The organism is Bacillus sp. FSL M8-0166 (assembly GCF_038008825.1).
Taxonomy (GTDB): domain Bacteria; phylum Bacillota; class Bacilli; order Bacillales; family Bacillaceae; genus Bacillus; species Bacillus safensis.
Genome location: NZ_JBBOZZ010000001.1, coordinates 3,175,049 through 3,197,858, shown reverse-complemented (window position 1 = coordinate 3,197,858; position 22,810 = coordinate 3,175,049). Strand labels below are relative to the sequence as shown.

Genomic DNA, 22,810 nt, shown 5'->3' with positions numbered 1-22,810 from the left:
TATAATCCACACTACACTCATTGTTTTTTCACAAATATGGTAATATATATTACATCATTGATTGAATAAGAGGGTAAAAATGAATTTTATGAGCGATAAATCCATAAAAAAACTTCTCCATTCCTGGTATACAATGCTAAAGCATCGACATTTTTCGAAAGCTGAAGAAATCAAAAAAACACTATTAAAATATAAACGCAAATTATCAAAAAAACAGGAGCTCTATTTCCATTATCAGCTGATGCTTTTTCGTCATCAGCTCTGGATGAATCAGACAGAGGACTTAGAAAAACTCAAACATGAACTGCTGCCCCACAAAGATGAAATGAACGAAGAACTGCAATATTATTTTTACTTCTTTCTCGGATTATATGAATCTTTAAAAAGTGATCAAAATGATGCGATTCATTATCTCGAAAAAGCAGAGGAGCGATTGCCATTACTTAACGATGAGCTGGAGGAAGCAGAGTTCCATTTCCGTACAAGCGGTGTTTATTATAACAACCGTTACTCGTTGTTATCGATTCGTCATGTTCAAAAAGCCATGGATATTTTTGCAAAGCACGAAGACATCCATAGCATCTATCGGTGTAAAATTGTGCTCGCTCTTAACTATAGCGACCAAAAAAAATATGAGGAAGCGGAAGATATTTTCATTGAGATTATTGATTACGTGAAAAAGATTGATGATCAAGAGCTGCTTGGTATCGTTTATTATGATGCTGGCTTTATTCAGTCGAGACAAAACCGTCACAAGGAAGCGCTGGAATACTTCAAAAAAGCGCTTCGTCTCCCAGCATACCGAAAGTCAGCACACTCCTATGTATCGTGCCTATACGAAACTGTGCGTTCCTGTTTTAAAGAAAATTTAACCGATGAAGGGATGAAGTATATTCAAAAAGGGCTGAAAGAAGCTGTTGCTTCCCAGTTTGATATATTAAGAATGAAGTTTCAAATCTTATCTCTTCTCTACAGCCAAACGCCAAAGGCAGATGAGCAGATCGCCACGCTCGTCACATGTCTTGAACGAAAAGAAGCCTGGATTGATCTTGAGGATCTGCTTGCTGATGTCTCAGATTTTTATAAAAAAAAGGGCGACTTTGAGCGAGCCGCCTTTTTTATCATGAGAGGCTGATACCAGCCTGCTAATTATCGAATTGTATTAATTAATCCCAGCATTTGATCGCCCATCGTGATCGTTCTTGAGTTCATCTGATAGGAACGCTGTGTTGTCATGAGGTCTGTTAATTCTTTCGACATGTCCACATTTGACGTTTCCAGTGCACCTTGCTGAAGCTGAATTGCCCCTCGGTTTGCTCCATTTAGTGCTGTTAATGCACCTTGATAGGTTCCGTCGACCGAGAACAAATTATCTCCTTCAGAGACAAGTGCTGACGAATTATTGACTTGTACAACGCCTAGATTCACTTGCTGATTCGGTTGATTATCTCTTGAAATCGCCGTAAGCCGTCCATTTTTATCGATTGAAATATCACGGAAATTCGCATTTAAGACGATCGCATTTCCGTTTTCATCAAGAATCGGATAGCCTTCGCTCGTGACAAGCTGCACTTGATTACGATTATTGCCCGGCTGTAAGTAAAGTGAACCATCTCTTGTATAACGGATATTACCGCCGGCGTTGACCTGCAAATACTGCGACGGCGCTCCGAATGCAACATCAAGATCACGTCCTGTTTCTTTAATAGAGCCTTGCAGCGAGTTAATGGACGCATTGACCATTGTCCCCGTTCCAAGCCTTAACCCAGCAGGTGTCAGACGACTGTTTGCCACCTGCTCATTTTTTTCATCTACCTGATTAAACTGCTGTCTGATCAGCTCTGAGAAACGGGTGTTTTTCGCGCGGTACCCTGTTGTTTCACTGTTCGCGATGTTGTTGCTGATGATGTCAAGCTGCTTTTGCACTTCATTCATCGATACAGCTGCGTTTATCATCGTTCTAAGCATGAGAATCCTCCTTTCTTTTTCATTTCTTAATTAGTACACTCTGCCAATTTCATTCACTGCTTTTTCTAAGCTTTTATCATACGCCTGAACCACTTTTTGATTTGTTTCAAATGCTCGGTAGGCAGTTGTCATATCTGTGTATGATTTCGTCACATCCACGTTCGAGAGCTCCGATACGCCTTGGCTTAACGTATACGACATTTGACCGTTATTGACTGCACTTGGCAGTGGCTGGTTATCAGCTGTACGGTATAAATCATTTCCTTCACGCGCTAGGTTTCTTGTATCCATCGCAACACGTACATCGATTTGACCAAGATTTTGGCCATTTTCAGACACAGTACCATCTGCATTCACTTTGAAATTCTCACTCTGAACCGTAATCGGCTGACCCGTCACGGAAAGAAGAGCGCGGCCATTAATCGTCAACTGATTTTGTGCGTTCAATGTAATGGAGCTGCTTTTCGTATAACGAACGCCTTCCGGTGTGTTGACCGCATAAAATAGCGCTGACTTCTGATTGGTCTCCGGATTGATCGGTACATTATTTTCAACTAGTGCTACGTCTGTTGTTTGATCTGTTGTTTTTAAAGTTCCCTGTGTAAATTGAGGGATTAATTCCTGCATATATGTCCCAGTATTGATTCCGCCAATCGGCGATTGCAGTGGAACACTAAAGCCTTTGCCTGAGGATGTTTGGAAACGTCCTGATTCCATTCGGCTCAGCAGCATTTCTGGAAATGCACGCATTGCCCCTTCATCCGCTTTATAGCCTGGCGTATTCGCATTGGCGATATTATTTGAAAGCATTTCTGTCCGCCGCTCTTGAGCGATCATGGCAGATGTTGCGGTGTATAGTCCTTTTAACACGTGCTCACCTCATTCAAATTCTTTCACATGACCTAAACACAATCTTCTATGAAATATATCGGCTCATTAGCAGGGTTCTTTAATAAAAATCCCCCATTCTTTCTAAAAAGAATGAGGGGAATCATTAGCTGAGTTTACGCTTTGGCAGCTTGTCCATATTATCAAGCATCACACCAGTACCAACTGCTACGCAGTCCATTGGATTTTCAGCAACGAAAACCGGTACTTTCAGCTCTTCGGCAAGCAATTGATCAAGCCCGTTTAGAAGAGCTCCGCCACCTGTAATGATGACGCCGCGATCGATAATATCAGCTGATAATTCAGGCGGTGTTCTCTCAAGAACTTGCTTCGCAGCCTGAACAATCGCAGATACAGATTCACGCAATGCTTCTTCTACTTCTTTGCTTGTGACGGTAATCGTTCTTGGTAATCCTGTCACCATGTCTCGTCCACGAATCGAAATCTCTTCGTGACGTGCGTCTGGGAATACCGTTGCAACTTGGATCTTAATATCCTCAGCCGTGCGCTCACCGATCAACAGCTTGTACTCTTTTTTAATGTAGTTAAGAATTTCCAGATCAAATTTGTCTCCAGCCATTTTAATAGAAGAGGCGGTTACAATGTCACCCATTGAGATGACAGCGATATCTGTCGTTCCGCCTCCAATATCTACGACCATGTTTCCACTTGGCTGAAAAATATCCATACCAGCACCGATTGCTGCTACTTTTGGCTCTTCTTCAAGAAATACATGCTTACCACCGCTTTTTTCAGCAGCTTCTTTGATCGCCTTCTGCTCAACAGATGTAATGTTTGTCGGGCAGCAGATGAGCATACGCGGCTTAGAGAACAGCCCTTTTACATTTAATTTGTTAATAAAATGCTTGAGCATCGCTTCAGTTACTTCAAAATCAGCGATTACGCCGTCTTTTAATGGACGAATCGCAACAATATTCCCAGGCGTACGTCCAACCATACGTCTAGCCTCTTCTCCAACAGCCAAAACTTTCCCGCTGTTTTTGTCAAGAGCTACAACAGATGGTTCATTTAACACAATTCCTTTTCCTTTGACATGAATCAGTACATTTGCAGTACCAAGATCAATTCCAATATCCCTAGCAAACATCTATATATATCCTCCTTGAAAATCTGTTTCCATAGCAAATACCACATTCTGCCCTAATTATATATTCTATCATAATTTGCAGAAAAAAAGATATTTCTTTACAAAAGTCTTTACAAAATTTGTGGTTAGAAACTACCGATATGAGGAAGATATATATATTATGTTTATGAACAAAGAACTAAGCTTACTGTTTCACAGGTTCGCCTTCTAAAATTTCTTCTTTTTTATACTTTAACTTGGTGGCTTCTCCTCCTCGCAAGTGGCGGATTGATTTATGATAATCCAGTATCTCCTTTACTTCATTAGCCAGATCTGGATTAATTTCTGGCAGTCTTTCTGTTAGATCCTTGTGTACAGTACTTTTAGAGACTCCAAATTCTTTCGCAATAACACGAACGGTTTTCTTTGTCTCCACGATATACTTTCCTATCTTGATTGTTCGCTCTTTGATGTAATCGTGCACACCACTCGACCTCCCTAAAATGGATGTGAGAAGTGTGAAATGAGATCCGTATGAAGATTATCCATTTTCAGCGGCGCTTGTTCGTTGTAATTTCTCATCCATTAGGTAGTAAATGCCAAACACGATCCCTCACCTCAAACACTCTCTTTGTCAGGTTTGTAACAGTGTATTAGCATTGAATAGGGAATATGCTAAAAATGAAGATGGGACAAGGGATTTATCAGAAAAGGCAAAACAAAAAATCATTTCGGGGCGCGAAAATTTCCACTTTACAAGAAAGGGTTCAGCACGTAAAATAGAAAAGGTGAATTTATTTACCTAGCTAAATATTTAAAAAAGGTGAGCATATGGATACGTTAAATAGAGAGTGTTTACATCAAATACATCAAGGCGCACGGCTGCTGTCTAAAAAGGCGAACGAAGCGCTTGCTGCTTATGACTTGTACATGTCCCAGTGGACTGTGCTTTTTTGTTTGGATACATTCGGCCCGAAAACCCAAAAAGACATCTGGACATATTTGAACGTCGAAGCACCGACGATCACCAGAACCGTCACCCGTTTAGAAGCAAACGGCTGGGTGAAACGTGTACAAGGAAAAGACAAACGTGAGAATCTCATCGTGATGACAGATGATGCAAAAGCCCGATTTGAAGAAATCAAACGCACGATGGAACAATTTGAAGAAGAATGTCTTTCAGATTTTACCTACGAAGAAAAACAACTCCTCCATACACTTTTACACAAATTATCAACTGAATAGGAAGTGACATACATCATGAACGAACGCATATGGACAAAAGACTTTATCATGATTGTCCTGGTGAATTTATTTACGTTCACCTCTTTTTATGCCCTTTTGACATTACTGCCCATTTACACAATGGATGAACTAAATGGAACAGAATCACAGGGCGGTCTCCTTGTGACGGTCTTCTTATTGTCTGCTATTGTGACAAGACCGTTTTCTGGCGCCATTATTGAGAAATTCGGCAAAAAACGGATGGCGATTTTCTCTTCTACAGCCTTTGCCTTACTCACTTATTTATACATTCCGATTGATCAATTCCAAACGCTCCTTGTGCTGCGTTTCGTACAAGGGATCTTTTTTAGTATTTTGACGACAGTTGCCAGTGCCATTGCGGCTGATATGATCCCGAAACATAAACGCGGGGAAGGACTCGGATACTTTGTGATGTCTATGAACCTCGCTGTTGTCATCGGTCCGTTTATCGCACTGAACCAAGTAGGAAAAATAGGATTCCATTCCTTATTTCTTCTCTTTTCCATTATCGTGACCATCGGAGCCGCTTTTACGATGCTGATTAGACAGCCAGAGCCTGAAAATGGTGGAAGCATTGTCTTCCGATTCACGTTTTCTCACCTGTTTGAAAAAGGCGCATTAAAAACAGCGGCCGTCGGTATTATTATTTCTTTCTGTTATTCGCCGATTATTTCATTTATTTCAGTATATGCCAATTCACTCCATTTGATGGGTGCAAGCAGTTATTTCTTCATTGTGTTTGCGGCTGCAATGCTTGGATCACGTCCATTTACAGGCAGACTTTTTGACCGCGTTGGAGCTCACGTTGTGATCTATCCTTCGATTGCCCTTTTTGCCATTGGTTTATGGATGCTGACAGCGACACATTCAGCCACAATGCTTCTTCTATCAGGCGCTGTGATTGGACTTGGCTACGGTTCGCTCGTGCCATGTTTACAAACACTTGCGATTCAGCACTCACCAGCTCACCGCACGGGGTATGCGACGGCTACTTTCTTCACTCTGTATGATACAGGTATTGCTGCCGGCTCATTTGTCTTTGGACTCCTTGTCAGTTTCACAGACTTTTCAAATGTGTACCTCATTGCGGGTATTGTGGTCTTACTGAGTATGGGCGTTTTTTATTGGAGCGAACGAAAACCCCAGGAAGCAAAAGCACAAAAGGTCTCCCTTTCAGAATAAAAGGGTACTATTTTAAACTTCGCCGGAAACATGCTAAAATATAGGATATTCCAAATAGAGCATACAGGCTTTGTTGAAAAATAGTTAGCATTAAGCGAAAGTATAGGTGATGTTTTGAATTACGAATTGTTTAAAGTCATACACGGGATGGCTCACCATTCTGAGTTTTTAGATCAGGCCATGATCTTTATTACGAAAAAGGCCATTCTTGTGTACGCCCTTGTCTTATTGATTTGCTGGTTTTTAGGGAATCACAAATTTAAGAAGCATGTCTTCTTTTCCGGTGTAACAGGCATTGTAGCACTTATCGTCAACTTTGCCATTACATTGTTTCATTATGAAGAGCGGCCGTTTGTGGCGCATAAGGTCGACACACTCATCCCGCACTCAGCAGACGCTTCCTTCCCAAGTGACCATACAACAGGTGCACTGGCTCTTTCATTAGCCATTCGATCTCGTAATAAAAAGCTCGGCAACATCTTGCTCGTCTTTGGATTACTTACAGGATTCTCCCGCATCTGGGTCGGTCATCATTATCCATTTGATGTTTTAGGCAGCTTGGTCGTATCGATTGTGGTTGTCTTTATCATGAATAAATTATGGAAGTTCTTTGACTCTCCAATTGATCGTATCGTAACATTTTACGAGACAATTGCAGGGAAAATTTTCAGAAGGAAGACAAAGGATCAGGGCTCAGACCTGTCCAACTCTTAAGCGGCCTTGCGATAACGTGATGAAGATTCTTCTTCCACTTATCGCGCCGCTTTTTTTATTGGCTGTCTCCCTCTGACCATACTTGAAAAATAAAGACTGACACCAATGCCAATAAGAGAAATGATGATCAACGTCCAGCCTAATTGCGCAAAATGAGCACCAGCAATTTCATCCCCAAACAGCATACCAAGCACAGCAGACGACAGAATAGAACCAAGGTAGCGGCATGTTTGAAAAAGTCCAGAGGACGTGCCAATCATTTGCTGAGGACTAGCCTTGAGCATCGCAGCTTGAAGCGCAACATTCCCAATTCCATAACTGAGCCCAAGCAGCGCCAGAACCAATCCTTTTCCCCATAATGGCGCAGGAATAAAAAAGAAAGTCATGGCAGACGCTCCAGCCAGCATCAATACAGCACTCGCTAAAACTGGATGGCGTTCATCCCCGCGATCCACCCACTTTCCAGTCAGCGGTGACACAATAATACTCACCCCTGACATACACAGCATAAAAAGACCCGTCATCTCCACACGCCAGCCTAACTCATCCTGAAAATAACTGGGCAAACCAAAAAAGAGACAATAGAAAAAGATATTTAAGATGATAAATTGCACATACACAAGTGACAGCCGCTGCTCCTCCCTGAACATCCGTATTTGAATAAACGGTTCATCCACCTGATACTCCCACCAGATAAAAGCGCCTGCACTCAGGAGACAAAGAATGCCTTGAACATATTGAATGCCATCACCCAGTGATAATAAAAATGAAAGCAGGAGAACAATGCAGACGGTAAAAAGAAGCATCCCTGGCAAATCGAGTGTTCGCACGGTTTCGCCTATGCGCAGCTTTCTCTTCTTCTGCTCCTTCGGAAACAACAATAGGCCGAGAAAGAAACTGATCAAAATAAACGGCAGATTCACTAAAAAGATGGCCGGCCAGCCGCCAATGGTCATCAGAAATCCGCCAAGCGTCGGTCCAAGCGCCGTCATCGCTGAAGCAAAAATGGATAATACCGCTAACGCCGAAGCCTGTCTTTCTTGAATATGATCCCGAATGAGTCCGACACCAGAAGGATAAATGGCACTGCTTCCAATCGCCTGTAACAGACGGATCACAATCAGCACCGCAAACGTCGGGGCAAACGGCGCGCAGATGGCTGAGACTGCGACAAGAACCAGACCGAATAAAAATAAGGTTCTCCGGCTCATGACATGATCCCCAATCCGGCCGCTCACCGGCTGCGTCACTGCACTGGCTAAATAAAAAGAAGAAATAAGCCAAGATACGGTCGTAAACGACAAACCGAATTCATGCTGAATTTGATGCAAGGCCAAAGAAATCATTGATGAATTCAGCGGATTCAACATCGTTCCAAAGGCAATAGCGGTTAAAAAAACTTTTCGATTGTCTTTCCACTTGTTCATACAGTGACCTCCTTTTTGTGATCTGTCATGTTTTTTTCCAATCCTTTCGTTATTATGAGATTCATTTCCCTTTTTTACCCTAATCAATTCAAGTTCTCTCTTAGAAAAGCAAGACATACATTCTAAAAAGGACGATGTTGGAAAAACACATATAAAATTGAGAATATGAGGAACAAATGGTAAGATGCTACACATATTTAAAAGCCTACTTTCTCCTTATATGGAGAACGGCTGAAAAGGAGGAGAAGCTTATTATTAAAAAAAGACGGTTTTGGGTCCCAGCCCTTTTCTCGGTTGCAGTATTACTTCTGTCTTCGTGTGGTTCAAATGAAACAAATGGGAACGGAGATAAACGTAATTCTACAGCGAAAGGGTCGCCAATTTTGGAGGATGGAAAATTTATTTTTGCAGCATCAGGTGAATTTCATCCGTTTAGTTACATGGATGGAAATCAGATGTCCGGCTTTGATATCGACGTAGGCAATGCGATTAGTGACAAACTAGGTCTCGAACCTATACAGAAAAAATATAAATTCGCAGGCATCGTCGAAGGCGTGAAAGCAGGCAAATTTGATGCGGCAGTTGCAAGTCATGCCATCAATGAGGAACGAAAAAAACACGTCCTTTTTTCTAAGCCCTATTACTACTCTGGTCCGCAAATTTTCACAAGACCCGGATCAGACATTCAGCATGCTGATGACTTAAAAGACAAAGAAATTGCTGTATCAAAAGGATCGTCCTACGCTGATATTGCAAAGGAACATAGCGGGCAAGAACCAAAATATTATGATAGTGATGTCGTTGCCTTAGAAGCACTAGCCAACGGAAAACACGATGCAGTCGTGACAGACTTCGCCACAGGTGCAGAAGCCATGAAGAAAAAATTGAAAATCGCAGCGCAGGAAAGACTCGGACAAAGTGAGCAGGCAATTGCTGTATCAAAAGAAAATGAACAGCTCATAGAAGAGATCAACGATGCGATTAATGCACTAAAAAAAGACGGAACATTAAAACAAATTAGCGAAAAGTACTTTGATGAAGACATCACGGTCAAACAAGATTAAAACCACGATTGTGCGCCCTTTTTATAGGCGCACTTTCTTCAAATGGAGATGATTGTTTTGCCTACCCTATCACACTTTTTTCAGACACTGATTGATTCTAGAGGTATTTTCTTAGAAGGAATGCTGATCACATTACAGCTGACGGTGATCAGCATCTTCATCGGTATGTTCATCGGGCTTTTCTTTGCTTTATTGAAAATATCCCGCATAGCCGTTTTCGGTTATATCGCCAATGCTTATATCTTTCTTGTACGCGGAACACCACTTATTGTTCAAATTTTCATCCTATATTTCGGCCTCACAGAATTGAATATACCCGACTTCTGGGCTGCTTCCATTGCGCTTGCCTTTCATAATGGCGCCTATATAGCAGAAATATTCAGAGGCGCTATCCAATCCATCGATCAGGGGCAAAAAGAAGCGGGACGATCTCTTGGCATGGGTCGCTTTTTAACAATGAGGCGCATCATTCTCCCGCAAGCGATGCGGCGTGCCCTTCCCCCTCTTGGCAACCAGTTCATTATCGGCTTAAAAGACTCATCACTCGCCGCCTTTATCAGTGTCAATGAACTATTTAACGTCGCCACCACGCAAGGCTCCAACAGCTTTGACAATATGACGTATTTACTTGTTGTAGCCGTCTATTACTTAGTTCTTGTCCTGCTGTTAACATTCGCTGTCCAAACCTTTGAGAAGAAACTATCAGCCAGTGACCAATAGGAGGAGAAGCATGACAGAATCAAAGGAAATCATTCGTGTTGAAAAACTCAATAAATACTTTGGAGAGCTTCATGTTTTAAAAGATATCGATCTCACCGTATATGAAAATGATGTGGTCGTCTTAATTGGTGCAAGCGGTTCTGGAAAAAGCACCTTGCTCCGCTGTATGAACTTTTTAGAAATAAAAAATGATGGAGATATCATCATCGATGGCAGCCCTGTTCATCCAAAGCGCAATCAATTAAACGAAATGAGACAAAAAATAGGAATGGTGTTTCAGCATTTTAATCTTTTCCCGCACAAAACTGTGCTTGAAAATATCATCGAAGCGCCTGTTATGGTGAAAAAAACAAAGAAAGCACAAGCCATCGCTGAAGCCAGTACCTTGTTAGAAAAAGTCGGACTTGCGGATAAAGCCAACGTATATCCTTCTAAACTATCAGGCGGTCAAAAACAGCGTGTCGCTATAGCCAGATCTCTCGCCATGAAGCCTGATGTCATGTTATTTGACGAACCTACGTCTGCCCTTGATCCAGAGCTTGTAGGCGAGGTGCTGCAAACGATGAAAAGCCTCGCAAAAGAAGGCATGACCATGGTCATTGTCACACATGAAATGGGCTTTGCGAAAGAAGTTGCCGATCGTGTCGTCTACATGCACGAAGGCCGCATCGTCGAAGAAGGCGTCCCTTCGGAATTGTTTGATTCTCCTAGAGAGGAACGTACAAAACTGTTTCTCAGCTCCATTTTATAGGTCAAACGCCCTTCATTTTTAGTGCTTAATTTTCGTTTTTGCTCATTTTTTACGAACTTTTCATCCATTTATATTGAACTTAACCAAAAAACCATGTCAGATAAACTTACATGTATATGTTATATATGACTTTTCTCTCTATAATGAAGAATTAAGAAAACAATAATTCTGAATGATTCGGGGGAATGCAGCATGCAAATGGGTGATACAGTATTTATGTTCTTCTGCGCACTACTCGTGTGGTTAATGACACCGGGTTTAGCTTTATTCTACGGAGGACTCGTGAGAAGTAAAAACGTGTTAAGCACGACCATGCACAGCTTAACATCACTAGCGATCGTTTCAATCGTATGGATCGTATTCGGCTATTCCTTGGCATTTGCACCAGGCAATGCGTGGATCGGAGGCTTAGACTGGGTGGGCCTGAAAGGCGTAGGCTTTGAGCCTGGTTCCTATAGTGATACGATTCCACATTCATTGTTCATGATGTTCCAAATGACCTTTGCCGTCTTAACAACAGCCATCATTTCAGGTGCCTTTGCTGAACGGATTCGCTACTCAGCAGTCGTTGTATTTACACTCCTTTGGGTCACATTTGTATACGCTCCAGTCGCACACTGGGTATGGGGCGGCGGTTGGATTGGCGAGATGGGTGCGCTTGACTTCGCAGGCGGAAACGTTGTTCACATCTCATCCGGTGTTGCGGGTCTTGTCGTTGCGATTGTGCTCGGGAAGCGTAAAGAAGCAGCAAGCTCTTCTCCGCATAACTTAATCTACACCCTTCTCGGCGGAGCTGTCATCTGGTTTGGCTGGTTTGGTTTTAACGTGGGAAGCGCTCTTACATTAGACAGCGTGGCCATGTATGCCTTTATTAACACCAATACAGCTGCTGCTGCAGGAATCATCGGCTGGCTGTTAGTAGAGTGGATGATCAACAAAAAACCGACCATGCTCGGCGCGATCTCTGGAGCCATCGCAGGTCTTGTCGCCATTACACCCGCCGCAGGCTTTGTTACACCGTTTGCTTCTATTATCATAGGAATCATTGGCGGGATCGTCTGTTTCTGGGGAGTCTTTTCACTCAAAGCCAAATTTGGCTATGATGACGCACTGGACGCATTCGGCCTTCACGGAATTGGCGGTACTTGGGGAGGAATTGCAACAGGACTTTTCGCCACAACCTCTGTCAATGACGGCGGAGCCAATGGCTTATTTTACGGAGATCCCAGCTTACTTTGGAAGCAAGTGGTCGCGATTGTTGCCACGTACGCTTTTGTTGCCGTTGTGACATACGTGATCATCAAAGTGGTCAATGTCTTCTTCAAAATTCGTGCAACCGAAGAAGAAGAATCAGTGGGTCTTGATTTAACCATGCACGGTGAAAAAGCTTATCAAGATTAAAGAAAAAGGGGTGTCTCTATGAGCAAAATGTATAAAGTGGAGATTGTCACACGTCCAGCTAATTTTGAAACATTAAAGGTGGAGCTTGGAAAAATTGGTGTCACCTCAATTACCTTTTCAAATGTACACGGCTGCGGCTTACAAAAGGGACATACAGAGCTATACCGCGGCGTTAAAAAAGAAAGCAACGTATACGAACGATTAAAGATTGAAATCGTCCTAAGCAAAGTACCTGTCGAACAGGTCGTTGAAACAGCTCAAAAGGTACTTCGTACAGGCGAACCAGGGGATGGGAAAATTTTTATATATGAGATAGCGAATACAATCAACATTCGGACAGGTGAAGAAGGACCTGCCGCCCTATAGTTTATCCTCCGCCGAGTGGCGGAGGATCTTTTTGAACAGAAAAAAACCTCTGCATATTCACATACACAGAGGACCTTGTAAGACATTAAGATTGTTTTGTTTCTTCTGACTGACTGCTGTCTTTAGAGGAATCAGAAGATTTCTCTTGATCAGAGGATTTCCCCTTCTCATCAGACTTTTCTTCAGATTTTTCTCCAGCTGGCTCTTTAGCCTTATCTTCAGCAGCAGGTTCCTTCGTTTTTTCCTCAGTCTTTGGCTGAGCAGGTTCTTTTGCTTGTTCCGTCACTTCTTGCGCTGCTTTTTCAATTGTAGAAACAGGCTTGTCAATGAAGCTAAGCGGATTAAGCGCTAAACCTTCCATACGAATTTCAAAATGCACATGGTTGCCGCTTTCAGCACCATATAGATTTTTACCAGAAGCACCAATGACATCATTCTGCTTCACTTCATCGCCTTCTTTGACACTCACTTGTGACAACGATTGATAAACAGTCGATAATCCATCTTCATGTTCAATTTCAACAACGTGACCGAGAACTGGATCTTTTTTCGCTTGAACCACTGTTCCACTAAGAGCAGCTGTGACATCAAACACTTTGCCATCTTTATCTGCAAGATCAATACCTTTGCTCAAGGTATAGGTGTTATTATAGTTTACAAGTGCTGCTTCTTTTTCTTTTTGATCAGCATCTGCTTCATAGAACTTTTTCACGACAGAAACATTATCAGAATTCTTGACCGGCATTGCAACATTTTCAATTGGCTTTCCAACTTCAACGGCATCATCACGCTGTTCTTGCCCTGTTTGATTTCCATCAGATAGTTGGTCTTTCACATCTTTTGATACCGCTTGATACCAAAGAACGGCTGTTAACACGACCGCTGCGCTGACCAAGTAAATAGCAGGGAATACCCAGCGCTTACGGAAAAATTGCTGAACTTTTGTGATTTTGGAAGTACGTTTCTTTTCTTCCTCTCTCATTTTTCATCACCTCAGCAACATTCTGAACACTTTTCAAAAAATATATACACAAGAAATCATTTTTCTTTTTATTTTGCGCAATCGCATCAATAATATGTATGATAAATGAAAAAAAGATGGGGGACTTAATTGTGAAAACTTTCAACCGGATAGCAACAGAAGATGACCTCAAAGCGATTGTTGATATCTACAATTCAACCATTGCTTCTAGAGAAGTGACCGCTGATACAGAACCTGTTTCTGTCGAAGACCGCCGGAAATGGTTTTTAAATCATTCCGACAAAAGACCTCTCTATGTGAAAACAGATGAGGATGGAAATATCTACGGCTGGCTGAGCTTTGAAACGTTTTACGGAAGACCTGCATACAACGGGACCGTTGAAATGAGTATCTATTTGAACCAAGACTATCGAGGAAAAGGCTTAGGCTCACTTTTCTTACAAGAAGCCATTGAGTTAGCACCCTCATTAGGCATTCGAACGTTACTTGCCTTTATTTTCGGGCACAACGAAGCCAGCATTCGACTGTTTAAAAAGCACGGCTTTGAGACATGGGGCCACCTGCCACGCATCGCAGAAATGGACGGCAGCAGGTACGATTTAGATATCCTAGGAAAAGAATTATAAAACGAGCGTCTCCCTGGCAAAGAGACGCTTTTTTTATGACGCAAGTCACAGCTGTAAAAAGTGTAGTGAAGAGAGAAACAATTTAATCAATCAACATTCACTCTTCCTAAAGCACTACTTACTCAAGTATGATAAAGAGTGAATACATAAAGGAGTGAACACCATTGCAACAAACTGAGAAAATCATTCAATCTCTTCATTCAATCGTAAAGTGGGGAAAGGTTGGTAGTATCTTTCTCTATATTTCAGGCGGTCTGGCTATTCTTATTGGTTTTTGGCTTGTTCTTCCTGCAGCCCTTGGCGTCTTCCTCATTATGATGGGAATCCATGTACAAAAATCTGTAAAAGCAGCTGAACAATTGATTCAGGCTCCTGATACTTCTTACGAAGAATTATTAGAACAATATGCTAAGATGATGAAAATGCAGACACTATTTGCCATTTCAAGTATTGCCGCAGTTATTCTTTCATTCATTGCCATCGTTTTGATTCTTATATTAGGCGGGTTAGCCTTCCTCCAAGAAATTCCTTATGATGTCCAGCAGTATGAAGGTGATTACGAACAAGAACTCGGTGACTTTTATTAATGGAGAGGGGTATCAATGGTTGTTCGATACCCCTTTTGTTTATCATTTGGCTTTGATTATCCTCCTATGCTTGACATTCAGTCTTGATCATTTTAAAATACAAATCGTAACTATTACGAATTAAAGGAGGACCATATTACTTATGCGCGTTAAAATTACCTTGGCCTGTACTGAAACAGGTGACAGAAACTATATCACAACAAAAAATAAAAGAACGAATCCTGACCGATTGGAGTTAAAAAAATATTCTCCTCGATTAAAGAAATACACCCTTCATAGAGAAACAAAATAAATTTTTTAGATTATAAATCGTAATGATTACTTTTTAAGTGAGGCGGAAAACAAAATGATCGTTTTTAAAAGGACAAAAACAAATGAATAAGCGTATACCTGTTACAGTATTAAGCGGCTTTTTAGGAGCAGGAAAAACAACGATATTAAATCATGTACTTCAAAATCGCAAAGGATTAAAAGTGGCTGTCATCGTCAATGACATGAGCGAAATTAATATTGATGCAGAACTAGTCAAACAAGGCGGCGAGCTTTCTCGATCAGATGAGAAACTAGTTGAATTATCTAACGGTTGTATTTGCTGCACATTGAGAGAAGACTTGTTAATCGAAGTAGAGCGCCTTTGTAAGGCGGGTAATATCGATTATATTGTCATTGAATCAACCGGTATTAGTGAACCAATTCCCGTCGCTCAAACGTTTTCTTATATTGATGAAGAAATGGGAATAGATTTGACCCGCTTTTGCCGGCTAGATACGATGGTCACAGTAGTAGATGCAAATCGTTTCTGGACTGATTTCCAGTCAGGAGAGAGTTTATTAGATCGTAAAGAAGCGGTTTCCGATGACGACGAACGAGAAATTTCAGATTTACTCATTGATCAAATTGAATTTTGTGACGTGCTCATTATCAATAAATGTGATCTAGTATCACCCTCAGAATTAGATCGGCTTGAGCATGTGCTGAACAAACTGCAACCAGGGGCATCTATCATCAGAACCTCCAAAGGTAAAGTACAGCCAGATGACATTTTGAATACTGGTTTATTCGACTTTGAAAAATCAAGTGCTTCTGCTGGATGGATCAAAGAGATCAACGCAGGACATGCTCAGCATAAGCCGGAAACAGAGGAATACCAAATTTCATCCTTTGTTTACGAAAGAAGACTTCCTTTTCATACTGGCAGGCTGAATAATTGGTTAGATCAAATGCCCGATCAGATCGTTCGTGCGAAAGGTTTTACTTGGCTTGCCACACATCATGATTTAACCATTTTAATTTCACAAGCTGGGAAATCTGTTGCGATTGAACCAATTGCATACTGGATTGCTGCTTTGCCTGAGCAAGAAAAAGTACGGATATTAAATCGGGAACCAGAGCTTCTTGATGAGTGGGACGCAGAATTTGGTGATCGCCATACAAAACTTGTGTTTATCGGTGTAGATTTGCCTAAAGCAGAAATCATTCGTACTCTTGATCAATGCTTGCTCACACCTGAGGAATTTGATCAAGATTGGACTACATTTGAGGACCCCTTTCAATGGAAAATACAAAATTAGGCCAGGAGGGTTTTAATTGGCAAAGAAATCTAAGATTGCTAAAGAAAAAAAACGACAGCAACTTGTATTGAAATATGCAGAATTAAGGAAAGAGTTAAAAGAAAAAGGTGACTATGATGCTTTACGGAAATTACCTAGAGACTCTTCCCCTATCCGCTTAAAAAACCGCTGTGAATTAACAGGCCGCCCCCGAGGTTATTTACGAAAATTTAAAATGTCTAGGATTGCTTTTCGTGAGCTTGCCTATAAGGGTCATATCCCCGGAATTAAAAAATCGAGCTGGTAAAGAATGATTTGATCTTATCACAGCACTCGTAAAAGTAAAGCAGCACACAATGATGAAAAATCTATTTTCCAATCTTATCTCAATCTTTTCGAGGTGCAAAATAGCAATTTAAAAACCAGCAGAGATTCTGCTGGTTTTTTATAATGACTGAGTTCATAAGATAAAATGACCTGTTTTCAAAAAAGGATTTTCAGCAACGATTATGACATTTTCTCTTCTTTTCAAAAATACATGATCATGATACTTTGTTGTCATTAACCACCGATGTATGACATCTCAACCTTTTTCTGATCTTTTTTCTGCTCTCTCTCAGCTGAATATTGGTCATGTCTATTCGACCATAATTCCTTTAACCTATTCGTTAATTCTTCATTATCATTTGTCGTACGAATCATCTGTTTCAGATCAAAACCCGATGATGCAAACAGACATGTAAACAATTCCCCGCGTGCAGATAGTCTTGCTCTGTTACATGTTCCACAAAAAGCATCTGAAACGGAAGAAATAATGCCTATCTCTCCTGAACCATCTTTGTAAAAAAATCGGTTGGCTACTTCGCCTGCATATTGAGGAGGTTCTGGTTTGATAGGATATGTTGAATCAATTAATTCAATTATTTCTTTCTTTGTCATGACATGCTCTAGGTTCCATTTATTCGTATTACCAACATCCATAAATTCAATAAACCTGAGAACGTGTCCTTCTTTTTTAAAGTAAGCTGCCATTGGTAAGACATCCTGATCATTCACACCTTTTTGAACAACCATATTAATCTTGATAGCAAGTCCAGCCTTTTTTGCGGCCTCAATGCCATCAAACACTTTTTGGATAGAAATATGCCTTCCATTCATTTGCTTAAAACGGTCGGGATTTAATGAATCCAAACTAATAGTAACTCTATTAAGACCTGCTTTCTTTAACTGATCAGCATATAAAGGTAAAAGTGTTCCATTGGTTGTCATCGCAATGTCTTCAATCCCTGAAATTTTTGCGAGCTTTTCTATTAAGACAGGCAGATCCTTCCGCATTAAAGGTTCCCCGCCCGTAATGCGTATTTTTACCACACCTAGGTTCTTTGCAAAAAGGGTAGCAAGTCGTTCAATTTCTTCGAAACTAAGTAGTTCTTCTTTTTTCAAGAAAGGATAATCTGGTCCAAAAATTTCAGCAGGCATACAGTACGTACATCTAAAGTTACAGCGATCAGTGACTGATATTCTTAAATCGCGCAATGGTCGATGTCTTTTATCCAAAATACTGACCATACTTTGCCTCCTATTCTGTAATACGCTGAGGATGAGTGTAAATATTAAAGGACTTTCCTCTGACGAACCCAACTGTCGTAATATTTAATTCTTCTGCCATTTTAAGTGCTAGCTCAGTAGGTGCTGATTTTGAAATGACAATAGATACTCCTAGTTTTGCTGCCTTCAATAGAACTTCCGACGATATCCGGCCGCTAAACACAAGAATTTTATCTCTAAGTGGGATTCGCTGAAGTAAACAATATCCATAAATTTTATCTAAAGCATTATGTCTTCCTATATCAGTTCTAGTGATAAATAGTTTTTCTCTATCACACAGTCCAGCATTATGCACTCCACCAGTATGTTGAAATAATTGGCTTTCTTCTTGCAAACACTTCATGAGATGCATACAGGTTTCAGCAGAAATACTGATTCGATCAATGGCCGTTTTTGCCGTCTTCACATCTTGAAGAAAATAAAAATGTCTTCCTTTCCCGCAGCATGAACCAATCACTCGCTTTGTAAAATCTGATGAATGAAATCCACTTGAGTGAACTAAATCAACATAGGCAAAACCCATACTTTCATCTATTGTAAACCTTTTAATCTCATTTTCAAATCGAATGACCCCTTCTGAAGCCAAAAAGCCGATAACCAATTCTTTCAGATGTTCTGGTGAACAAACAAGTGTCACAAATTCTTCTCCATTCACCATCACAGTTAAAGGAAATTCCTCTACAATTTCATCAGTTTTGCAGGTGATTTGGCCTTCATGGTATTGGTGTATGACTCGTTTCGTTTTAACAGAAGGATTCATTGTATGATCTTCCTTTCAACGCAAATTTAGTTATATGATCCAATCAAATTGTGATATTATTTTAAAAAGTCATAAAAATGTAACATATTTCTATCTTATCAAACTTCTTGATTGCTTTATATGGGGGGAACAAAATGAACAAATCGAAAAATCGCTGGCTCATCGCAACAAGTGCTGTAGGAATTCATTTATCTATTGGGTCTGTTTATGCTTGGAGTGTTTTTACGAATCCTTTACATGAAGCCTTTAAGTGGTCATTAACAGAAATAAGTCTGACCTTCAGTATTGCTATTTTATTTTTAGGTTTATCTGCTGCTTTCATGGGACATTTCGTTGAAAGGTATGGTCCAAGAGCATCGGGGCTCTTCTCAGCTATTTTCTTCGGCATCGGAATGACTGGGTCAGGATTCGCTGTCCACATGTCCTCACTGCCTCTCCTCTATTTATTTTATGGGGTTCTCGCTGGAATAGGTTTAGGCGTAGGCTATATTGCACCTGTATCAACATTAGTTAAATGGTTTCCAGATCGCAGAGGACTTGCAACAGGTTTAGCTATTATGGGATTTGGGTTTGCTTCTCTTATTTGCAGCCCAATTATTCAATTTCTCATTGAAAAAGTAAATATCGCAAATACTTTTTATATTCTTGGAATCTCCTATTTTATCATCATGGTGATCTCATCTCTTTATTTATCTCCACCAACACCTGATGACGTCAAACAATTTGACGTATTCAAAACAAAGCAAAGAAAAATCCCACAAGATTTATCACAGCTTACAGCAAATGAAGCGATCAAAACAAGACGTTTTTATTATTTGTGGCTTATGCTTTTTATTAATATCACATGCGGAATTGCTATTATTTCAGTAGCATCACCTCTTGCTCAAGAAAGTGTTGGGTTCACTGCAGGTGCTGCAGCTACTCTTGTTGGCATTTTAGGTGCTTTTAATGGTTTAGGACGGATTGGCTGGGCATCGTTCTCAGATTATATAGGAAGGCCGAATACGTATACGATTTTTTTCAGTATCCAGCTCATTGCATTTCCTTTACTCCCCTATTTAAAAGAACCGCTCATCTTTTCAATCGTCATGGCGATCATTTATACGTGCTATGGAGGAGGATTTGCTTCAATTCCAGCCTATATTGGGGATTTGTTTGGTACAAAGCAGCTTGGTGCCATACACGGTTATATTTTGACTGCTTGGGCCGCTGCGGGTTTAGCAGGACCTCTATTTTCATCCTTCATCCGAGATATAACAGGTAATTACACACAAAGTCTTATGGTGTTCTCTGGCTTATTTTTCATCGCTTTTATCATATCACTTCTTATTCGGAAGGATATTCAGCAGCTGAGAGAAAAAAACCCTCCTGCTGCTTCCTCTGTCTCAGCCCGACCTTAATTTGAATTTGACAGAATCACATTCTAAAGGTAATTTTTAGATATGAAAACGCTTTACAAAGTAATAGGAGGGTGATGATCTCATGGGGAAAACAAAACATAAGGGGCCTGTTAAACTCAATAAAAAACCCTCACCAAAGCTATGGGCCTCTTTTGCACCAATGGGGCTTGGCAAAGTGAAACCGAAACACATTCGAGATACAATGAAAGTGGCATGGGAGAACAAAGATAACCTTCCCTATGCGTACCGTATTTTAACGCAGGGCGTTTGTGACGGCTGTGCCCTTGGTGTCTCAGGACTGTATGATCAAACGCTCGCAGGACCTCATATATGCACCACAAGACTAAATGTGCTTCGTCTTAACACAATGCCAGCTATTGATCCAAAATGGTTTGAAGATATTCATCAGCTAAAGCAAATGGACAGCACCTCTCTTCGCAAGCTTGGGCGGATTCCTTATCCATTGATCCGAAAAAAAGGGGACAATGCCTTTACACGTATTTCTTGGGATGATGCATTAGATCAAATTGCAGCTAAAATCCAATCAATTGATAAACGGCAGCTTGCTTTCTATTTAACCGCCAGAGGAATTACAAATGAAGTTTATTATACCGCTGCAAAGGCAGCTCGATTTATGGGGACAAATCATATTGATAATGCTTCTCGCATTTGCCATTCACCGAGTAAAACCGCTCTTAAACGGTCCCTTGGCATCGGTGCCTCAAGCTGTAATTACAGTGATTGGATTGGAACGGATGTATTAATTTTTTGGGGATCTGTCGCAGCAAACAATCAGCCTGTTTCCACTAAATATATGTACGCTGCTAAAAAGAAGGGAACAAAAATTATCGTCATCAATCCGTATAAAGAGCCTGCTATGGAAAAGTATTGGGTTCCTTCTATTCCAGAGAGTGCTTTATTCGGTACAAAAATTGCAGATGATTTTTACCAAGTCAATATAGGCGGAGATATTGCGTTTATGAACGGCATCATCAAACATTGGTTTGACATGGAGCAGCATGCTCCCCATTCGGCTCTTGATCACGAATTTATTCAAAACCATACAACTGGCATACAGGATTTAAAGCAGCATGTCACACAGTTGAAGTGGGAAGACCTAGAAGCATCATCAGGTTTATCAAAAGAAAGAATGAAGGAATTTGCGATACTCCTTGCCAATGCTAATTCAGGCGTTTTTATTTGGAGTATGGGCCTTACACAGCACCGCTTTGCAACTGATAATATATCACAGGTTGCCAACCTTGCCATGCTGCGCGGATTTATCGGCAGAAAACATTGTGGTGTCATGCCAATCCGTGGGCATAGCGGCGTCCAAGGTTCCGGTGAGATGGGTGCTGATCCATTCGTTTTACCGGGTAGTGATTTTGATGAAGAGAATATTGAAAGAATTGAACATATATGGGGATTTGACATTCCTAAATGGCATGGTGACACCATTGGGCAATCCTTTGAGAAGATGGCTCTCCCAAAAGACCATCCACAAAAACTTAAAATGCTGTTTACGAGTGGCGGAAACTTTTTAGAAACGATGCCAAATCCAGAAGCGATTGAAAAAGCATTATCTGAACTTGAACTCCGTGTCCACCAAGATATCATTTTGAATACATCTACGCTGGTAGACGCTGAAGAAGCGGTGATTGTTCTGCCTGCTATGACAAGGTATGAACAACCAGGGGGCGGCACATCAACCAGTACGGAACGCATGGTATATTTCAGTCCAGAAATTGAAGGACCTCGTATTGAGGAAGCAAGAGCAGAATGGGACATTTATATTGATCTTGCGAAAAGAGTCCGGCCAGAAGATGCCGAACTAATTCATTTTGAAACAGCTGAAGACATTCGTCGTGAGATTGCGATCGCCAATCGAAACTATGACGGCATCCAGCATTTACGTCATAAAGGAGACGTTTTTCAATGGGGAGGCGCATGGCTTTGTGAAGATGGCGTGTGTCCAACACCAGACGGCAAGGGACATCTTCTTCCTGCCCAGCTGCCTCAATATCGAAAAACCGAAGGACATTTCAATATCACGACAAGAAGAGGAAAGCAATTCAACTCCATGATCTACAGTGAAAAGGATGCCTTTAATGGTGGAAAACGACATTCTATCCTAATGAATGAAGAAGATGCAAAAGAGCTTTACGTCCAAGAAGGTGATCCAGTTGTTCTCTTTAATCAATATGGGTCCTATCAAGGAGTGGCTCAATTCGGAGAGTTGAGACGTGGCAATATCGCAGTTTATTGGCCTGAAGGAAACGTTTTAATTCCTAAGGGTGTATATGAGAGCTACTCACAGATTCCCGAATATAATACGGCTGCCATATTAGAAAAAGCTGAAACCTTCCATGCAAGAAAGGATCAGCATTACGTGGAGAAACGAATTGATGAATTAGAAACGACTTTGAATTAATCGTCAACTTAAAAAACAGCTGGGGTGTTTTC

The 22,810-nt window shown here is 40.9% G+C and carries 24 protein-coding genes; 16 read left to right on the top strand and 8 right to left on the bottom strand.

The features are described 5' to 3' along the window. Positions 1–79: 79 nt before the first annotated feature. Entirely contained in the window at positions 80–1,135 is a 1,056-nt protein-coding gene (locus NSS92_RS16515) for a tetratricopeptide repeat protein (protein WP_340869325.1), read from the top strand. A 14-nt stretch (positions 1,136–1,149) separates the two neighbouring features. Here the strand turns inward: NSS92_RS16515 and NSS92_RS16510 are convergent, their stop codons facing one another. From NSS92_RS16510 to spoIIID, 4 genes are all read right to left on the bottom strand, one after another. Continuing rightward, complete coding sequence (locus NSS92_RS16510) at positions 1,150–1,968, bottom strand: flagellar hook-basal body protein (RefSeq protein ID WP_267586805.1); 819 nt, start codon at positions 1,966–1,968, stop codon at positions 1,150–1,152. A gap of 30 nt (positions 1,969–1,998) precedes the next feature. After that, positions 1,999–2,838 carry a flagellar hook-basal body protein gene (locus tag NSS92_RS16505; protein WP_061110178.1) on the bottom strand — a complete coding sequence of 280 codons (840 nt, stop codon included), beginning with the start codon at positions 2,836–2,838 and terminating at the stop codon, positions 1,999–2,001. 124 nt (positions 2,839–2,962) lie between these two features. Further along, positions 2,963–3,964 carry a cell shape-determining protein Mbl gene (gene mbl / locus NSS92_RS16500; RefSeq protein ID WP_007497573.1) on the bottom strand — a complete coding sequence of 334 codons (1,002 nt, stop codon included), beginning with the start codon at positions 3,962–3,964 and terminating at the stop codon, positions 2,963–2,965. A gap of 184 nt (positions 3,965–4,148) precedes the next feature. Next, positions 4,149–4,427: a sporulation transcriptional regulator SpoIIID gene (gene spoIIID / locus NSS92_RS16495; RefSeq protein ID WP_008343327.1), complete on the bottom strand. Its 279-nt coding sequence runs from the start codon at positions 4,425–4,427 to the stop codon at positions 4,149–4,151. Between the two features lie 347 nt (positions 4,428–4,774). Between spoIIID and NSS92_RS16490 the strand changes: the two genes are divergently transcribed. From NSS92_RS16490 to NSS92_RS16480, 3 genes are all read left to right on the top strand, one after another. After that, a complete protein-coding gene (locus NSS92_RS16490; RefSeq protein WP_024423697.1) occupies positions 4,775–5,188 on the top strand; it encodes a MarR family winged helix-turn-helix transcriptional regulator in 414 nt (137 codons plus the stop codon). 15 nt (positions 5,189–5,203) lie between these two features. Continuing rightward, positions 5,204–6,391, top strand: a complete 1,188-nt coding sequence (locus NSS92_RS16485) for an MFS transporter (protein WP_202738533.1) — start codon at positions 5,204–5,206, stop codon at positions 6,389–6,391. Positions 6,392–6,505: 114 nt separating this feature from the next. Beyond that, a complete protein-coding gene (locus tag NSS92_RS16480) occupies positions 6,506–7,105 on the top strand; it encodes an undecaprenyl-diphosphatase (protein WP_340869319.1) in 600 nt (199 codons plus the stop codon). A gap of 38 nt (positions 7,106–7,143) precedes the next feature. Here NSS92_RS16480 and NSS92_RS16475 read toward each other — a convergent pair whose 3' ends face one another. Continuing rightward, complete coding sequence (locus NSS92_RS16475; RefSeq protein ID WP_267586807.1) at positions 7,144–8,532, bottom strand: MFS transporter; 1,389 nt, start codon at positions 8,530–8,532, stop codon at positions 7,144–7,146. Between the two features lie 176 nt (positions 8,533–8,708). Here NSS92_RS16475 and NSS92_RS16470 point away from each other — a divergent pair, with 176 nt between their 5' ends. From NSS92_RS16470 to NSS92_RS16450, 5 genes are all read left to right on the top strand, one after another. Then, positions 8,709–9,596 carry a transporter substrate-binding domain-containing protein gene (locus tag NSS92_RS16470; protein ID WP_340869317.1) on the top strand — a complete coding sequence of 296 codons (888 nt, stop codon included), beginning with the start codon at positions 8,709–8,711 and terminating at the stop codon, positions 9,594–9,596. A gap of 42 nt (positions 9,597–9,638) precedes the next feature. Beyond that, entirely contained in the window at positions 9,639–10,316 is a 678-nt protein-coding gene (locus NSS92_RS16465) for an amino acid ABC transporter permease (RefSeq protein ID WP_080652918.1), read from the top strand. A gap of 10 nt (positions 10,317–10,326) precedes the next feature. After that, a complete protein-coding gene (locus NSS92_RS16460) occupies positions 10,327–11,067 on the top strand; it encodes an amino acid ABC transporter ATP-binding protein (protein ID WP_324290851.1) in 741 nt (246 codons plus the stop codon). A gap of 192 nt (positions 11,068–11,259) precedes the next feature. Beyond that, positions 11,260–12,468, top strand: coding sequence for an ammonium transporter (locus tag NSS92_RS16455; RefSeq protein WP_267586809.1), 1,209 nt, complete (start codon positions 11,260–11,262; stop codon positions 12,466–12,468). Positions 12,469–12,486: 18 nt separating this feature from the next. Continuing rightward, on the top strand, positions 12,487–12,834 hold the full coding sequence (locus tag NSS92_RS16450; protein WP_034281209.1) for a P-II family nitrogen regulator: 348 nt from the start codon (positions 12,487–12,489) through the stop codon (positions 12,832–12,834). Positions 12,835–12,919: 85 nt separating this feature from the next. On the opposite strand, the gene NSS92_RS16445 is transcribed toward NSS92_RS16450, so the two are convergent. Further along, complete coding sequence (locus NSS92_RS16445; protein WP_048237629.1) at positions 12,920–13,816, bottom strand: peptidoglycan DD-metalloendopeptidase family protein; 897 nt, start codon at positions 13,814–13,816, stop codon at positions 12,920–12,922. Between the two features lie 116 nt (positions 13,817–13,932). Between NSS92_RS16445 and NSS92_RS16440 the strand changes: the two genes are divergently transcribed. The 5 genes from NSS92_RS16440 to rpsN all read left to right on the top strand — a co-directional run bounded on the left by NSS92_RS16440 (position 13,933) and on the right by rpsN (position 16,886). Continuing rightward, complete coding sequence (locus tag NSS92_RS16440) at positions 13,933–14,442, top strand: GNAT family N-acetyltransferase (RefSeq protein WP_340869311.1); 510 nt, start codon at positions 13,933–13,935, stop codon at positions 14,440–14,442. 164 nt (positions 14,443–14,606) lie between these two features. Continuing rightward, positions 14,607–15,029 carry a DUF5362 family protein gene (locus NSS92_RS16435; RefSeq protein ID WP_142945391.1) on the top strand — a complete coding sequence of 141 codons (423 nt, stop codon included), beginning with the start codon at positions 14,607–14,609 and terminating at the stop codon, positions 15,027–15,029. A 142-nt stretch (positions 15,030–15,171) separates the two neighbouring features. Then, positions 15,172–15,321 carry a 50S ribosomal protein L33 gene (gene rpmG, locus NSS92_RS16430; protein WP_003214771.1) on the top strand — a complete coding sequence of 50 codons (150 nt, stop codon included), beginning with the start codon at positions 15,172–15,174 and terminating at the stop codon, positions 15,319–15,321. 82 nt (positions 15,322–15,403) lie between these two features. Continuing rightward, positions 15,404–16,600 carry a GTP-binding protein gene (locus NSS92_RS16425; RefSeq protein ID WP_340869308.1) on the top strand — a complete coding sequence of 399 codons (1,197 nt, stop codon included), beginning with the start codon at positions 15,404–15,406 and terminating at the stop codon, positions 16,598–16,600. 16 nt (positions 16,601–16,616) lie between these two features. Continuing rightward, complete coding sequence (rpsN, locus tag NSS92_RS16420) at positions 16,617–16,886, top strand: 30S ribosomal protein S14 (protein WP_340869306.1); 270 nt, start codon at positions 16,617–16,619, stop codon at positions 16,884–16,886. A gap of 254 nt (positions 16,887–17,140) precedes the next feature. On the opposite strand, the gene moaA is transcribed toward rpsN, so the two are convergent. Both moaA and fdhD read right to left on the bottom strand, forming a co-directional pair. Next, the gene (gene moaA / locus NSS92_RS16415) at positions 17,141–18,148 is read right to left on the bottom strand and encodes a GTP 3',8-cyclase MoaA (protein WP_267586814.1); all 1,008 of its coding nucleotides are present in this window, start codon (positions 18,146–18,148) and stop codon (positions 17,141–17,143) included. Between the two features lie 10 nt (positions 18,149–18,158). Further along, positions 18,159–18,947, bottom strand: a complete 789-nt coding sequence (gene fdhD, locus NSS92_RS16410) for a formate dehydrogenase accessory sulfurtransferase FdhD (protein ID WP_340869303.1) — start codon at positions 18,945–18,947, stop codon at positions 18,159–18,161. Between the two features lie 134 nt (positions 18,948–19,081). Here fdhD and NSS92_RS16405 point away from each other — a divergent pair, with 134 nt between their 5' ends. Continuing rightward, positions 19,082–20,347 carry an L-lactate MFS transporter gene (locus NSS92_RS16405; protein WP_267586816.1) on the top strand — a complete coding sequence of 422 codons (1,266 nt, stop codon included), beginning with the start codon at positions 19,082–19,084 and terminating at the stop codon, positions 20,345–20,347. 82 nt (positions 20,348–20,429) lie between these two features. Further along, on the top strand, positions 20,430–22,778 hold the full coding sequence (locus NSS92_RS16400) for an FdhF/YdeP family oxidoreductase (protein ID WP_340869300.1): 2,349 nt from the start codon (positions 20,430–20,432) through the stop codon (positions 22,776–22,778). Positions 22,779–22,810 lie beyond the last annotated feature (32 nt).